The 13650-nt window shown below is 68.0% G+C and carries 19 protein-coding genes; 10 read left to right on the top strand and 9 right to left on the bottom strand.

Going from position 1 to position 13650, the window contains the following annotated elements:
• Nucleotide 1 precedes the first annotated feature (1 nt).
• The 3 genes from AB0269_RS09795 to AB0269_RS09785 all read left to right on the top strand — a co-directional run bounded on the left by AB0269_RS09795 (nucleotide 2) and on the right by AB0269_RS09785 (nucleotide 1981).
• On the top strand, nucleotides 2-199 hold the full coding sequence (locus tag AB0269_RS09795; protein WP_366211014.1) for a hypothetical protein: 198 nt from the start codon (nucleotides 2-4) through the stop codon (nucleotides 197-199).
• 74 nt (nucleotides 200-273) lie between these two features.
• The gene (locus AB0269_RS09790; protein ID WP_366211013.1) at nucleotides 274-1119 is read left to right on the top strand and encodes a hypothetical protein; all 846 of its coding nucleotides are present in this window, start codon (nucleotides 274-276) and stop codon (nucleotides 1117-1119) included.
• A gap of 199 nt (nucleotides 1120-1318) precedes the next feature.
• Entirely contained in the window at nucleotides 1319-1981 is a 663-nt protein-coding gene (locus tag AB0269_RS09785; RefSeq protein ID WP_366211012.1) for a hypothetical protein, read from the top strand.
• 192 nt (nucleotides 1982-2173) lie between these two features.
• Here AB0269_RS09785 and AB0269_RS09780 read toward each other — a convergent pair whose 3' ends face one another.
• Nucleotides 2174-2644, bottom strand: a complete 471-nt coding sequence (locus AB0269_RS09780; protein WP_366211011.1) for a MarR family transcriptional regulator — start codon at nucleotides 2642-2644, stop codon at nucleotides 2174-2176.
• A gap of 79 nt (nucleotides 2645-2723) precedes the next feature.
• On the opposite strand from AB0269_RS09780, the gene AB0269_RS09775 reads away from it, so the two are divergent.
• The 5 genes from AB0269_RS09775 (at nucleotide 2724) to AB0269_RS09755 (ending at nucleotide 6421) form a co-directional block, all read left to right on the top strand.
• On the top strand, nucleotides 2724-3776 hold the full coding sequence (locus AB0269_RS09775; protein ID WP_366211010.1) for an LLM class flavin-dependent oxidoreductase: 1053 nt from the start codon (nucleotides 2724-2726) through the stop codon (nucleotides 3774-3776).
• A complete protein-coding gene (locus AB0269_RS09770; RefSeq protein WP_366211459.1) occupies nucleotides 3776-4426 on the top strand; it encodes an NAD(P)-binding domain-containing protein in 651 nt (216 codons plus the stop codon). Before AB0269_RS09775 ends, AB0269_RS09770 begins: the two co-directional genes overlap by 1 nt.
• A gap of 93 nt (nucleotides 4427-4519) precedes the next feature.
• Nucleotides 4520-4993 carry a carboxymuconolactone decarboxylase family protein gene (locus tag AB0269_RS09765; RefSeq protein ID WP_366211009.1) on the top strand — a complete coding sequence of 158 codons (474 nt, stop codon included), beginning with the start codon at nucleotides 4520-4522 and terminating at the stop codon, nucleotides 4991-4993.
• Nucleotides 4990-5985, top strand: a complete 996-nt coding sequence (locus tag AB0269_RS09760; protein ID WP_366211008.1) for a pirin family protein — start codon at nucleotides 4990-4992, stop codon at nucleotides 5983-5985. The genes AB0269_RS09765 and AB0269_RS09760 overlap by 4 nt, the downstream gene beginning before the upstream one ends.
• Before the next feature lie 40 nt (nucleotides 5986-6025).
• On the top strand, nucleotides 6026-6421 hold the full coding sequence (locus AB0269_RS09755) for a hypothetical protein (protein WP_366211007.1): 396 nt from the start codon (nucleotides 6026-6028) through the stop codon (nucleotides 6419-6421).
• A gap of 8 nt (nucleotides 6422-6429) precedes the next feature.
• Here AB0269_RS09755 and AB0269_RS09750 read toward each other — a convergent pair whose 3' ends face one another.
• The 3 genes from AB0269_RS09750 to AB0269_RS09740 all read right to left on the bottom strand — a co-directional run bounded on the left by AB0269_RS09750 (nucleotide 6430) and on the right by AB0269_RS09740 (nucleotide 8314).
• Nucleotides 6430-7215: a DNA/RNA non-specific endonuclease gene (locus tag AB0269_RS09750; protein ID WP_366211006.1), complete on the bottom strand. Its 786-nt coding sequence runs from the start codon at nucleotides 7213-7215 to the stop codon at nucleotides 6430-6432.
• A gap of 70 nt (nucleotides 7216-7285) precedes the next feature.
• On the bottom strand, nucleotides 7286-8068 hold the full coding sequence (locus AB0269_RS09745; RefSeq protein ID WP_366211005.1) for a histidine phosphatase family protein: 783 nt from the start codon (nucleotides 8066-8068) through the stop codon (nucleotides 7286-7288).
• Between the two features lie 21 nt (nucleotides 8069-8089).
• Nucleotides 8090-8314 (bottom strand): RNA-binding S4 domain-containing protein, encoded by a 225-nt coding sequence (locus AB0269_RS09740; RefSeq protein WP_175987690.1) that lies wholly within the window; start codon nucleotides 8312-8314, stop codon nucleotides 8090-8092.
• 39 nt (nucleotides 8315-8353) lie between these two features.
• On the opposite strand from AB0269_RS09740, the gene AB0269_RS09735 reads away from it, so the two are divergent.
• Nucleotides 8354-8533, top strand: a complete 180-nt coding sequence (locus AB0269_RS09735) for a hypothetical protein (RefSeq protein WP_175987688.1) — start codon at nucleotides 8354-8356, stop codon at nucleotides 8531-8533.
• Between the two features lie 16 nt (nucleotides 8534-8549).
• Here the strand turns inward: AB0269_RS09735 and AB0269_RS09730 are convergent, their stop codons facing one another.
• Genes AB0269_RS09730 through AB0269_RS09715 form a run of 4 tightly spaced genes read right to left on the bottom strand, consistent with a single transcriptional unit; the run spans nucleotide 8550 to nucleotide 12015 of the window.
• On the bottom strand, nucleotides 8550-9485 hold the full coding sequence (locus tag AB0269_RS09730) for a J domain-containing protein (protein ID WP_366211004.1): 936 nt from the start codon (nucleotides 9483-9485) through the stop codon (nucleotides 8550-8552).
• On the bottom strand, nucleotides 9485-10201 hold the full coding sequence (pnuC, locus tag AB0269_RS09725; protein ID WP_366211003.1) for a nicotinamide riboside transporter PnuC: 717 nt from the start codon (nucleotides 10199-10201) through the stop codon (nucleotides 9485-9487). The genes AB0269_RS09730 and pnuC overlap by 1 nt, the downstream gene beginning before the upstream one ends.
• Before the next feature lie 8 nt (nucleotides 10202-10209).
• A complete protein-coding gene (locus AB0269_RS09720) occupies nucleotides 10210-11127 on the bottom strand; it encodes a DUF808 domain-containing protein (RefSeq protein WP_366211002.1) in 918 nt (305 codons plus the stop codon).
• A gap of 57 nt (nucleotides 11128-11184) precedes the next feature.
• Nucleotides 11185-12015 (bottom strand): SDR family NAD(P)-dependent oxidoreductase, encoded by an 831-nt coding sequence (locus tag AB0269_RS09715; RefSeq protein WP_366211001.1) that lies wholly within the window; start codon nucleotides 12013-12015, stop codon nucleotides 11185-11187.
• Between the two features lie 194 nt (nucleotides 12016-12209).
• Between AB0269_RS09715 and msrA the strand changes: the two genes are divergently transcribed.
• The gene (msrA, locus tag AB0269_RS09710; protein WP_366211000.1) at nucleotides 12210-12743 is read left to right on the top strand and encodes a peptide-methionine (S)-S-oxide reductase MsrA; all 534 of its coding nucleotides are present in this window, start codon (nucleotides 12210-12212) and stop codon (nucleotides 12741-12743) included.
• A 24-nt stretch (nucleotides 12744-12767) separates the two neighbouring features.
• On the opposite strand, the gene AB0269_RS09705 is transcribed toward msrA, so the two are convergent.
• Nucleotides 12768-13568 (bottom strand): alpha/beta hydrolase, encoded by an 801-nt coding sequence (locus AB0269_RS09705; RefSeq protein ID WP_366210999.1) that lies wholly within the window; start codon nucleotides 13566-13568, stop codon nucleotides 12768-12770.
• Nucleotides 13569-13650: the final 82 nt, after the last annotated feature.

Raw genomic sequence — 13650 nt, 5'->3', positions numbered from 1 at the left:
GATGACCACCCCAACGGCGGAGCCTGACAACGAACAGCTGACTGATGACAAGACGTCGTTGGAGCTCATCGAGTCCATGTATGCGCGGATGGGCTTGGCGACGGCGCAGGACCGTGCCCAGTTCCTGGTCGGCTCTGGCGCCCAGCCGAAGATCTCGTTTGATGTGGTGATCTCCACGTCTTCGCAGCCGTTCGTCTGATGCCGAGTTGGGACAAAGTCCAGGGGGAGATCAAGGCTGCTGGATCCGTACATGACGTTGTACGACGGCAGCACTTGGCCAAGCTCGCCGAGGTCACAGGCAGAAACACGATCGTTTACTACTCAGGGTGGAACGAAAAGCAGTTTCTTGTAAGCCAGGGTCTAACTGGTGCAGAGGTCAACGACTCGGACAAGAACGGGTTCATGGCCACTATCCATGAGCTGGACCGGTCAAGGGGCCTGGACCTACTACTTCACACCCCTGGCGGAAACGTCGCCGCGACCGAGTCGCTCGTGCACTATCTGCGAGCGATGTTCGGAACCGATATTCGCGTCATCGTTCCGCAACTTGCGATGTCCGCAGGGACGATGATCGCGTTGTCGGCGAAGGCTGTCCTGATGGGTAAGCACTCGAGCCTGGGGCCGATCGATCCTCAGATCATGGGGATGCCGGCCCATGCGCTGGTCGCTGAGTTTACGACGGCAGCCGACGAGATTCGAAAGGATCCTGCCGCAATTCCCGTGTGGCAACCGATCCTCGCGAAATACCCCCCGACGTTGATCGGCGAATCGCAGAAGGCCATCGTTTGGGCAGAGCAGATGGTTCGCGAATGGCTCGCTACAGGGATGTACTTGGGCGAGCCGGATGCGGAGTCGCGGGCCGCCGCAGTGGTCAGCGAACTAGCCAGCCACGAGCTCACCTTGTCTCACGACCGGCACATTCCGGCAGAGAAGGCGAAAGAGATCGGCATCATCGTCGAGATGCTTGAGGCGGATGATGAACTGCAGGAGGCAGTGCTAAGCGTTCATCACGCGTGTATCCAGACACTCGCCGAAACGCCAGCCTTCAAGATCATTGAGAACCATATGGGCGTGGGCTTCATAACGTCCGTCAGGATGGCGCCACCCACCGCCGGTTAGCCCGCCTGCCGGACTTCGGCGAGACTCACGCAGGGGCCACTCGTCGCGCCGAAGCGCCTCGGAATCTCGACCATGCCGGAGGGCGCTTGATGCGAGAGTTTGGACGGAGCTGAGCTGGGATCCTTGCGGGCGAGTGACATCTCGACGGCCGCGAGTGGTAATGCGGAGTGTGTCCACTCTGGCGCGCTACGGTCTGAGAATGGATGAGAAGACCAAGGACAAGGTCGAGACGAGCGCAGCTCTTCTTGCGCAGGCGGCATTCTCTGCACTGCCAATCGTTGGAGGTCCTATCTCCACGGCGTTCGGCTACGCGATCTCTCACGCTCAGCAGGCAAGAACTCAACGCCTGCTTGATGACATCGTGGCAGACCTGGAACGGCTTGCACTTAAGTTGGAGGATGAGCCCGGCGTCGAGAAGGTGGTCAAGTCAGACCAGTTCATCGCAAACATAACTGTCGCTGTTCGCGCAATGCAGGAGACGGCTGACCAAGAGCGGATCCAGTATTTACGCAACGCTCTCGTTGCGGGAGTCAAGAAGAGATGGCGGTCAAAGTCCGAGCCGCTGTTGCATCGAGCGATCCGGATGACAGCGATGCACATTTCTGTACTCGAGGCGATCGTGGAGCTCGCCGGCCACAATGCGCGAACAGTACAGGGAGGTACCGTCGCTGTGCGGGACCAGCTGGCCATCATGCACAGGAAGCGCAGCGAGGCACACGTGAGCCACTTATGCGATGAGCTCGCTGCTGAGGGATTGTTGATTGCCGGCAAGCCGCGCACGGGTCCTGCAGAGGAAGGAAGGTCGGTCCGCCTTACGTATCAGGGCCTCGACTTCTACAACTATCTGCGCGACAGGGATTGAACAGGCCCGGAACCAACATGTTCGGGTGAAACGGACAGATCGGCGTGGGACACCCGGCCCTCGAGGTGGACAACTGCCTGAAGACCTCGGCGGATTGGCGCCGTCGCCGAGGACATCTCCAAGCGGTTCCTACAGGTGGCGGCGACTTCAACTGATCGGAGTCGGCGTCTGCCTGAGCGGCGTCTGGCCGACTCAGGTCGCGGCGGTCAGGTGCTCCCGCAGCTTCGCCGCCGCTTCCCCCATTAGTTCGATCTGATCAGCGCTGAACGCGTCGACGAAGATCTCCTTGATGGCGCGCAGGTGCGGGATCGTGCTGGCCTTGAACGCCGCGGCACCGGCATCCGTGAGGATCACATGCGACCCGCGGGCATCCTCCACGCACGGTTCGCGGCGGATGAGGCCGCGCTTCTCCATGCGTCCGAGCTGGCCGGACAGGCGGCTGCGCTCCCACGAGATCTCAGCGGCGAGTTCGGATGACCGCATCGTCTTGCCGTCGGCTTCGCTGAGCGCGAGCAGCACCTTGTAGTCACCGGTGGACAGCTGCGAGTCGTGATGCAGCCGTGCCTCGATGCGGGAGCGGGCGATGTCGAAAGCCTCGAGATGCGCACGCCACACGGCCAGCTCATCGCTGGTCGGCAGCTCACGATGCGTTCGGGTACCCATCGGCCCTCCAAGTAGTTGACATGTGTATCATATTCGTAAGTGATTCACACGTCAATCAGATTTGAGAGAGGGCGAGCGGATGGATGCTTCGCAGATCGAGTTCGGCATCGACAGTTTCGGCGACCTGCCCCGCGACGACCGGGGAGAAGTGGTCTCGCACGCCGAGGCCATCCGTGCGACCGTGGCCGAGGCCGTCCTCGCCGACCAGGTCGGCATCGACGTCGTCGCGCTCGGCGAGCACCACCGGCCCGACTACGCGATCTCGAGCCCCGAGACCGTGCTCGCCGGCATCGCGACGGCGACGAAGCGCATCCGGCTCTCCTCCGGCGTCACCGTCCTCTCCTCCGACGACCCGGTACGCGTCTTCCAGCGCTTCGCCACGGTCGACGCGCTCTCCGACGGCCGTGCCGAGATCATCCTCGGGCGCGGCTCCTTCACCGAGTCGTTTCCGCTGTTCGGCTACGACCTCACCGACTACGAGGTGCTGTTCGAGGAGAAGATCGACCTCTTCCACAAGCTCCTCGAGGAGAAGCCGGTCACCTGGGAGGGCACCACGCGCGCGGCCCTCCACGACGCCGACGTCTACCCGAAGACCGACTCCGGGCGCCTGGACACGTGGGTCGGAGTCGGCGGCTCGCCGCAGTCCGTGCTGCGCACGGCGCAGTACGGGTTCGGGCTCATGCTGGCCATCATCGGCGGCGCGCCCGCGCGCTTCGCGCCCTACGTCGACCTGTACCGGCGCGCGCACGAGCAGCTCGGCACGCAGCCCCGGCCGGTCGGCATGCACTCGCCCGGATTCATCGCCGCCACCGACGACGAGGCCAGGGAGCTGTTCTACCCCGGCTACAAGGAGATCCGCGACCGGATCGGCGCGCTGCGCGGCTGGCCGCCGCTGCAGCCCGGCGAGTTCGCGAACGACGTCGAGCACGGCTCGCTCTACGTCGGCTCGGTCGAAACGGTCGCGCGGCGCATGGCCGACGCGATCCGCGCCCTCGACGTCGGGCGCTTCGACATGATCTACTCCGCGGCCGGTTCCGTCTCGGCATCCGCCCGCCTGCGCTCGGTCGAGCTGTACGGGACGCAGGTCATCCCGCGCGTGCGCGAACTGCTCGCCGAGAAGCCGGCCGCGTGATGACGCTGACTATCGGCATCCTCGGCGCGGGCAAGGTCGGCACGGTGCTGGCTCGCCTCGCCGTCGCAGCCGGATACCGCGTCCTCCTCTCCGGATCCGGCGACCCTGCGCGCATCGCGCTGACGGCAGAGGTCCTCACGCCCGGCACGACGCCCGGGTGGCCCGCGCAGGTGGCCGAGGAGGCCGACGTCGTGATCCTCGCCCTCCCGCTCGGCAAGCACCGCACGCTCCCCGTGGAGCACCTCCGCGGCAAGCTCGTGATCGACACGATGAACCACTGGTGGGAGGTCGACGGTCCCCGCGAACAGATCCTGCCCGGCGGTCTGTCGTCGAGCGTCTTCGTCCAGCAGCTCGTGCCCCAGTCACGGGTCGTCAAGGCGCTGAACCACATGGGCTACCACGACCTCGAAGGCGAGGCGAGACCAGCCCGGCAGCCCGGTCGCAAGGCGATCGCGATCGCCGGTGACGGGCCCGACGACCTCGAGACGGCGGCGGAGATCGTCGACGCGCTCGGGTTCGACCCCGTGGTCGTCGGCGACCTCGCGGAGGGGATCCGGCTCGAGCCCGGAAACCCGGCGTTCGGTGCGAACGTCGACGCCGACCGGCTCCGCGCGCTCGTCGGCATCCCGTCGCTGACGCCGGGCGGCTGACCGGGCGAACGACCCGGCGCACGACCACGACCGGCTCGATACGATCGAGCCAGAGCATCCGTCCTGACGACCCTTCCGATGATCGGAGAATCCATGCGACCGTTCCTCGACAAGACCATGCCCGACGCCTGGAAGGCTGCGTCGACCTTCTCGACGGCGGTCCGCGAGGCGGCGGAGAAGGGCGGACTGAGCATTCAGGAGTCCGAGCTCATCAAGGTGCGCGCCTCCCAGATCAACCAGTGCGCCTTCTGCATGGACCTGCACGCGCGCGAGGCCCGCGATGCCGGCATCCCGCAGCAGAAGCTCGATCTGCTGCCCGGCTGGCGCGAGACCGACCTGTTCGATGAGCGCGAGAAGGCCGTGCTCGCGATCGCCGAGGCGGCCACCGTGCTGCCGCTCAGCGAGGAATCCAGAGCCGACCTCGAAGGCGCCCGGTCCGTGCTCGGCGATGAGACCTTCGTCGCCGCCGAGTGGGTGGCCGTGACGATCAACGCCTTCAACCGGATCTCCATCCTCAGCGAGCATCCGGTGCGTCCTCGTGATGCCGACGGGAAACTCGTGCGATGACGAACCTCGAGCGGTCGCCCGACGTCGAGGTCCTGGACGCCGGCGAGCTGTGCACGGCGACCGAGGTGCTCGAGCCGCGCCTGGTGCCGCTCGGCGGGCCGCGCGCCATGACCGTCTACCGCACCTTGCCGCAGAAGCAGCGCTCACTCGTCGGCGCCTGGTGCTTCCTCGATCACTACGGGCCCGACGACGTGTCGGACACGGGCGGGATGCAGGTGCCGCGGCATCCGCACACCGGTCTCGCCACGGTCTCGTGGCTGTTCAGCGGACGGATCGACCACCTCGACTCCGGGGGTAACGCTGCCGCGGTCGTCCCCGGCGAGTTGAACCTCATGATCGCCGGCCGCGGCATCACGCACCAGGAGCTCAGCGACCCCGCGACCACCACCCTGCACGGCGTGCAGCTCTGGTATGCGATGCCGGATGCGACCCGGTTCGGCGAGAACGCGTTCGCCCACTACGAGCCGGAGCCGGTGCAGATTCCCGGTGCGACCGTGCGGGTCTTCATCGGCTCGCTCCTGGATTCTGCCTCTCCCGTCGACACCCGGACACCCGATCTGCTGGGTGCCGAGCTCATGCTCGACGCCGGCGTCGTCGTGCGGTTGCCGGTGCGCGCCGACTTCGAGCTCGCCGTGCTCGCCGAGAGCGACGACGTCACGGTGAACGGCGCGGCCGTCGCCCACCGCTCACTCGCCTACGTGCCGCCCGGGTCCGACACGATCGAGATCGCCGCGGGGGATGCCGGTGCCCGCATCATCCTGCTCGGCGGCGTCCCGCTCGGCGAGCAGATCGTCATGTGGTGGAACTTCGTCGGGCGCGATCACGACGAGATCGTCGAGTTCCGCCGCCGGTACCAGGCCGAGCTCGGCTTCGAGCCCGCCGACCCGCAGGATGTCGGCAAGCGAGCCCTCTTCGGAGAGTTCCCGCCCGATCAGCCGAAGCCGCTGCCGGCGCCCGCGCTGCCGGGGGTCCGGCTGCGGCCGCGCGAGTAGCGGCTTCCTCCCGCCGACCCAGGACCGCTACCGTGTAGCCGTGCCCTTCGCGCTCGCACTGACGATGATCCTCGCCCTGCTCGCGGTGTTCCAGATCGCGCTCGCCGCGGGAGCGCCCTGGGGACACTTCGCCTGGGGAGGTCAGCACCGCGTGCTGCCGCGCAATCTGCGCATCGGCAGCGCCGTCTCGATCGTCATCTACGCCCTGATCGCGTTCATCGCGTGGGAGCGGGCCGGCATCACGTCGCTGCTGCCGGATGTCGTCGCGCAGGTCGCCATGTGGATCGTCTTCGCGTACTTCGCGATCGGCATCGTCATGAACGCGATCTCGCGCAGCAAGCCGGAGCGGTACACGATGACCCCGGTCGTCCTCGTCCTCGCCGTGCTGTCGCTGCTGATCGCGATGGGGTTCGGCGAGTACGCGATGGCCATCTGACTGCCGCCTCAGAGCACGATGTCGGCGGCTGCGTCCATCACCCGCCAATCACCCGGGCGCACGCCGCGCACGCGCAGCGAATCCGCCTCGGCGAGGGCACCGAAGTCGACCCCGGTGATCTCGGCGATGTCGCCGATCGGAACCTGGAACGTCCGGAACGCTCCCAGCGGCGGCACGGCGAGAACCCCCTGAGAGGTGTCGACGAGCTCGGTCTGATCGAGCACGAATCCGGCCGCCGCCAACCCGGACGGTCCTTCCCAGGCCGCCACCTTCCAGAAACGCAACGGCACCCGGATGCCGCGATACGGCGGATCGTCGTCCGCGAGCACCGGCGCCGTGAAAACCGAGACGCGCTGATCGGTCGCCTCGGCATAGGCGAGGACATGGTCCTCGAGTCCGAGCCACAGCTCCTTCGACTGGTTGAACCCGGCGGCCTGCGGTGCGGCGTTCGTGTAGAAGAACGTCGCCTCGGTGGCATCCCGCGCCTCGTCGGCCGTGCCCCACCCGGGGTCGCGGCGGCGCACGAGGTGGCCGCGGTCGAGATCGTTGTGGGAGTACACGTCGGGGCCGGCCTGCTCATCGGCATCCACCCGTGAATCCAGACGCCAGTCGCCCGAGCGCGGCACCTCGCGCAACTGCGCTCCGTCGATGTTCACCGCGGTGACGGCGGCGAACCGGCGCGCGGGGTCGAGCAGCACCGAGAACCGCGGGTAGGCGAGGTCGCGCACGACGCCGCGCGGTCGGGGGAGCGGGACGGAGGTGGCCAGGAACTCGGAGTCGTACCCGTCGGTCATGCCTCCATCGTGCCCGAGACCACCGACGCCGTCAGCCCCAGAACTCTGCGAGTGCGGACGCCGCGGCGCGTCATGATCGCGGCGGCTCGAGCGGCAGCTGCGGACCGTGGTTCCACGCGAGGATCGCCGGCTGCTCGCGGTCGTACCCGAGCACCGAGACGGAACCCGCGCCGAAGGTGATGGACGCACCGAACCGCGGCGCCTGCCGCAGGAACACCGCGGCAAGGATGCGCAGATAGTGCCCGTGCGCGACGAGGGCGACGTCTCCCTCGACCATCGCCGGGAGCACACGGGTCAGCACGCGCGATGCCCGGGCGGCGACCTCCTCCACGGTCTCGCCGGGGGTCTCGCCGCGGATCACGCCGTGCGTGAACGCCGACCAGTTGTAGCCGAGCTCGGCGCGGATGTCCTGGGTCGTGCGGCCCTCGTACCCGCCGTAGTCCCATTCGATCAGCTGCGGATCGATCTCGGCGTCGAGGCCCGCGAGTTTCGCTGTGCGGCGCGCGCGCTGCAGGGGTGAGGAGAGCACGAGCCGGAAGTCGTAGCCGCGCACGAGCTCGCCGGCCGCACGTGCGAGTTCCTCGCCGTGCTCGGTAAGCGGAACATCGGTGCGGCCGGTGTGCCGCCCAGCGCGCGACCACTCGGTCTCGCCGTGCCGGAGCAGCACGAGCTTTCCTTGCGGGTTGTCGGGGGCAGGGCGATCGGGCAGCGGGTCGGCGGCATCCACACGGCGAGCGTACTCGCCGCCGGGCATGACGGGGTACCGCGCCGAGCCGGTGCGGCGCAGGCTCGCCCGCGAACGTCGGCCCGGCCGTCTGCGCCGGGCCAGCATCCGTCTCGCCGCATAGAGCAATTCTCGCGGCTCGGGCGGGAGTCACGGCCGGACGCGGACCGTCCGGCCCTCGAATGAGACGAGGTCGCCGTCGCGGAGCTGGCGTCCGCGGCGGCGCTCCTCGTCGCCGTTCACAGTGACGTATCCGTCGATGATGACCTCCTTGGCGTCGCCGCCGGAGTCGAGCAGTCCCGAGAACTTCAGGAACTGGCCGAGGCGGATCATCTCGCCGCCGATGGATACGTCGGAGGTCGCTTCGTCAGTCATTCCTGAATGCTAACCGGCGCCGGTGCGTAGGCTTGAGTCGTGAACAAGAACTCCCTGTGGACCATCGTCGGCGTGATCGTCGCTGTCATCGTCGCCTGGTGGCTGGTCGGGGTGCTGTTCTCCGTGCTGTGGTTCATCGCGAAGCTCGCGATCGTCGCCGTCGTCGCGGTGATCGTCTACCTCGTGCTGCGAGGGCTGTTCCGCTCCGACGCGGAGTGAGCCCGGGCCTGGGACCTCAGACGAAGCGCACCGTCTGCTGCAGGCGAGTGCGCACGTCGAACAGCTCGTTGCCGCCGATGTCGCGCGCACCGGGAACGCCCTGCCGCAGGACCATGCCGAGCGTGCTGCGACGCACGACGACGACGGGGATGCCGCGCACCTTGCCGAGCGCGGTGACGGCCTGCTCGAGGTCGTCGTCGGGCAGCACGATGATCGCCCCGCCGAAGCGCACCTTCGCGGCCCGGGCGATCACGCGCATGCGGGCGAGGAGGCTGGCGACCGGGGCTCGACCGTCGACGTTCTGGCCGATGATCTCGCCGCGTCGGAACCGGGCGGTCTCAGCGAAGTCCTCCGACATCACCCCGTACAGGCCCGACGGACTGAGCACGACGTGGTCGAGCTTCTCGCGCGGGTCGGTGCTCGTGGCGACGTCGTGCCAGACCGTGAACCCCATGCCGAGGTCGGACACCGTGCCCGCCGTGGCCTCCTCGGCGAGGGCATCCGCCAGCAGCCGCCGGATCTCGAGCGGCGCCGAGCGCACCAGGGCCGGGTCGTAGGGGTCGTCGAGGTCGACGCCGCGGCCGGCCCATTCGCGGATGAGCGACAGGTAGCGCTCGCGGCGCCAGCCACCCGGGTGCCCGTACGCGCGGGCCTTGGGGCGCGTGTCTGCGCGCGGGGCCGGTGCTCGCCAGCCGCTCCAGTCCTGCTCGGGTGCGGAGGTTCCGGATGCCGCGCCGAATCCGTGCCCGCGGTCGTACACGGTGCGTGCCTCGGGAGTGCCGACGAGCTCCCACGCCCGCTGCACCTGGATGAACGCCGCGGCGTCGCCGCCAGCATCCGGATGGGTCTGGCGCAGGCGCAGGCGGAACGCCTTCTTGATCTCGTCGGCCGAAGCGGTGGGGTCGACACCGAGCACCTCATAGGCGGAGGCGGAGAGCGGGCTGTCGAACATCAGTCCCTATTCTCGTCTGCGCCGCCTATGCGCGGGTCGGGCATGATCGTCTCGATGTGCGGCTTGGCATTCGTCTGCGCCCGCCACCACACGACGAAGCCGATGGCGGTGAACGCGCCGTAGAAGACGTACATGAGACCGGTCGCGTAGTAGCCGGCGCTGAAGAGGAGCGGCACGCCGACGACGTCCACGGCGATCCAGATGAGCCAGAACTCGGTCCAGCCCTTCGCCATGCCGTAGGTCGCCAGCAGCGATCCGACGAAGGTCCAGGCATCCGCCCACACCGGTTCGTACGAGCCGAGCACGCGGAACAGCGGGGTCAGCGCGACGGTGCCGATCACGAGCGCGAGGATGAGGCCGATGCGCGCGCTGTTCGGCGCCCAGCGCGGAGTCACCTGGCCGGTTCCGGATGCCGCCTGCCGCCAGCGGACCCATCCGTAGATCGCGACCGCGATGAACATGACCTGCCGCCCGGCCTGGCCGAGCAGGTGGGGGAGGTCGTGCTCAGGGCTGAGGATGCTGCCGAGGAACACTGTCAGCAGCAGCAGGTTCCCGACGATGCCGACCGGCCACGCCCACACCCTGCGCCGCATGCCGCCCAGCGCGCTCGCCAGCCCGAACAGGTTGCCGACGACCTCGCGGATGAGGAGTGTCTGCCCGCCGGGCAGCATCCACTGCGCGTTGAAGGCGTCGGCGATCCACCGCAGGACGTCCATCGGCGCGTTCAGTGGGCGACGTTCGCCGGGGACTCGCCGCCCTCGGAGAACGACGGGCGCTTGCCCAGCATCCGCCCGATCAGCAGCACCACGCCGACGACGATGAGGCCCGCCGCAAGACCTGCAACGGCCGAGACGAAGGTCTCGCCGATCCACGCGATCACGGCACCGGCGGGCGCGAGGAAGTCGTGGATGCCGTGCAGCATGTCGCTGAAGAAGTGCAGTCCGATCTCGCCGAGGTTCGCGAGCAGCAGGTGCCCGCCGACCCACAGCATCGCGACGGTTCCGATCACGCTGATCACGCGGAACACCGCGGGCATCGACCGCACCAGCCGGGTTCCGGTGTGCCGCACCCGCTGCGAGTCGCTCTTCGCCATCTTCAGCCCGATGTCGTCGATCTTCACCAGCAGCGCGACGGCGCCGTAGACGACGAGGGTCATCACCAGGGCGATGACCGCGAGGATCCCGAGCGTCATCCAGATGCTCAGGCCGGCCTCGAGGTTCGACAGCGAGATGAGCATGATCTCGGTCGACAGGATCAGGTCGGTGCGGATCGCACCCCACACGAGCTTGTTCTCGTTGCGGGCGCCCTCGTCATCGTGTCCGTGGTGGAAACCGAACCACTCCAGCACCTTCTCGGCGCCCTCGAAGCACAGGTACGTTCCGCCGAGGATGAGCAGGAACGGCAGCACCCACGGCGCGAACGCGGTCAGCAGCAGGGCGATCGGGATGATGATGACGAACTTGTTCGCCAGTGACCCGAGTGTGATCTTCGCGACGACGGGCAGCTCGCGCGCCGGAGTGATCCCCTGCACGTACTGCGGGGTGACGGCGGCGTCGTCGATCACGACGCCCGCAGCCTTCGCAGACGCCTTCATCGCCGCGCTCAGGATGTCGTCGACGACGGCGAGCAGACCAACCGACATGTGTCCCCCTCGAGGTCTAGGCAAGCAACTCTACTGCCGGGACACGCGGCTGCGATGTCACCCTCGTCCGGTGAAGTGGTCCATCGACGAGTACACCTTGAACACGTGTCGGGCCAGGAAGTCCCACGCGCCGGTCGGCAGGATGCCGCGGAGCGCCATCGACAGCTTCACGGTCCATGGCCGCAGCACGAGCGGCGTTCCGTGCAGCATCCCGTTCCACGCAGCCGACGTGGCCGTCTCGGGCGTGAGGATCGGGGTCAGCAGCGGGCCGCGCGCACCCTCGAACATGCCGGTCGAGACGTAGCTCGGGCAGAACGTCGTGACCGCGATGTGCCGATGCCCGTACGAGGCGAGCTCCAGACGGACCGACTCGCTCCAGCCGATCATCGCCCACTTGGATGCCGCGTACACGCTCATGTTCGGGTTCGCCAGAGTCCCGGCTGCGGAGGCGATGTTCAGGATGCGCTTGGGGCGCGAAGCATCCGCGATCATCTCGGGCAGCACCTCACGGGTCAGCCACATCGCCGCCAGAGTGTTGATGCGCATGGTCGCCTCGATGTGCGCGACCGGGTCGTGCTCCCAGAACGGCGCGCCGCGGACGATGCCGGCGTTGTTGATCACGACATCGGGGGAGCCGAGCTCCGCTCGCAGCTTCTCGATGCCGGCGGCGATCTCCTCGCGCTGCGACACGTCGACGCGGTAGCCGCGCACCTCGACTCCAGATCGGGAGAGGTCTGCGGCGAGGGCCGCGACGGCATCCTCATCGATGTCCCACAGCGCGACGGCGCGCGCGTGCGCGGCGACCGCGCGGCGCGCGTACAGCTCGCCCATGCCGCGGGCGCCGCCGGTGATGAGGACGAGAGCGTCGGTGATCGGGTTCTCAGTCATGCTGACGAAGCTATGCGTCCCCGGCATCCGCCCTCGTGTTTCTTGTGCTCACGGCACAGACGGGATGCTTTCGGTCGGTTCTGAGCGCCTCGAAACCGACGAAACGCATACAGCACGCGGTTCCTGAGTGTTCGTCCAGAACGGCTCCCGCCTAGCGATCCTGCGTCAGACTGGAAGGGCGAAAAGGAGTGCACATGACCGACACCGGCACCATCACCCGCACACCCGGCACCGAGACCGCTGTCCTCGCGGGCGGCTGCTTCTGGGGCATGGAAGACCTCATCCGCCGTCAGCCAGGAGTCCTGGACACCCGCGTGGGCTACACCGGCGGCACGAACGCGAACGCGACCTACCGCAATCACCCCGGCCATGCCGAGGCCGTCGAGATCGTGTTCGACCCGACCGAGACGTCGTACCGCGACATCCTCGCGTTCTTCTTCCAGATCCATGACCCGTCGACCATGAATCGGCAGGGCAACGACATCGGCACGAGCTACCGCTCGGCGATCTTCCCGCTGACCCCCGAACAGGAGCGTGTCGCCCGCGACACGATCGCCGACGTGGATGCGTCGGGCCTCTGGCCGGGCAAGGCCGTCACGACCATCGAGCCCGAGGGTCCGTTCTGGGAGGCCGAGCCCGAGCACCAGGACTACCTGCTGCGCATCCCGAACGGCTACACCTGTCACTTCCCGCGCGCGGGCTGGGTGCTGCCGAAGCGCGAGGCCTGAGCCCCGGCGCTTCGGCGTCGCCGCTCAGGAACCCGCGAGGAACTCCAGCGCGGCATCCTTGAACGCCCGCGAGCCGGGCGCGTTGAAGTGGTGGCGCCCGGGGATCTCGAAGAACGTCCCGTTCGGCGCGGCCTCGGCCAGCGCGCGGGAGCCCTCGATGATGGCGTCCTCCGTGCCCGTCGCGAAAAGGATGGGCCGGGTCGGGGCATTGGCCGGGTCGGGGTCGACCGTGCGGGTGCGCCGCATCCCCTCGGCGAGGGCGACGAGCGAGCGCAGGTCGTTGCCGGGTACGCGTTCGGTGAGTGCGATGTAGTTCTGGGTCGTGCGGTCGGTCACCTCGGCGCCATCGGCCACGTAGGCGCGCACCTGGTCGAGATCGAGCCGCTCCAGCGGGATGCCGTCGGGCACGCCGCCCAGAACAGCCCGCTCGATGCGCTGCGGCAGGTCGCGCACGACCTCCCAGCCGACGCGTGCGCCGAGGGAGTAGCCGACGTAGAACGCGTCCTCGACGAGATAGGTGTCCATGACCGTCTCGACGTCCGACACGAGGGTACGGATGGCATAGGCGTCCGGCTCATGCGGCTTGTCGCTGTTGCCGTGCCCGCGCTGGTCGAGCGCGAGCACGCGGTAGCCGGCCCTGGTGAGCTCCCGGACCCAGCCGGTGAGCACCCAGTTGTCGCGCACGTTCGAGGCGAACCCGTGGATGATCACCACGACCGGGGCATCGAGCTCGCCCCAGGTGTAGGTCGCCAGGCGGGTTCCGTCGGCGGCGTAGACGAGTTGCGGATCCGGCATCCGCGTCAGTTCGGAGAGAGGAACGGCCACCCCTCCATCATGGCCCTCGACATACGTCCGGGTGGCGTTTGCGTAACATCATCCTTCCGATGGATGCGGATGCCGGCGGGCC

The sequence above is a fragment of the Microbacterium sp. NPDC077644 genome, assembly GCF_040702785.1.
Classification (GTDB): domain Bacteria; phylum Actinomycetota; class Actinomycetes; order Actinomycetales; family Microbacteriaceae; genus Microbacterium.
This window is presented reverse-complemented; position numbering and strand designations above follow the sequence as displayed.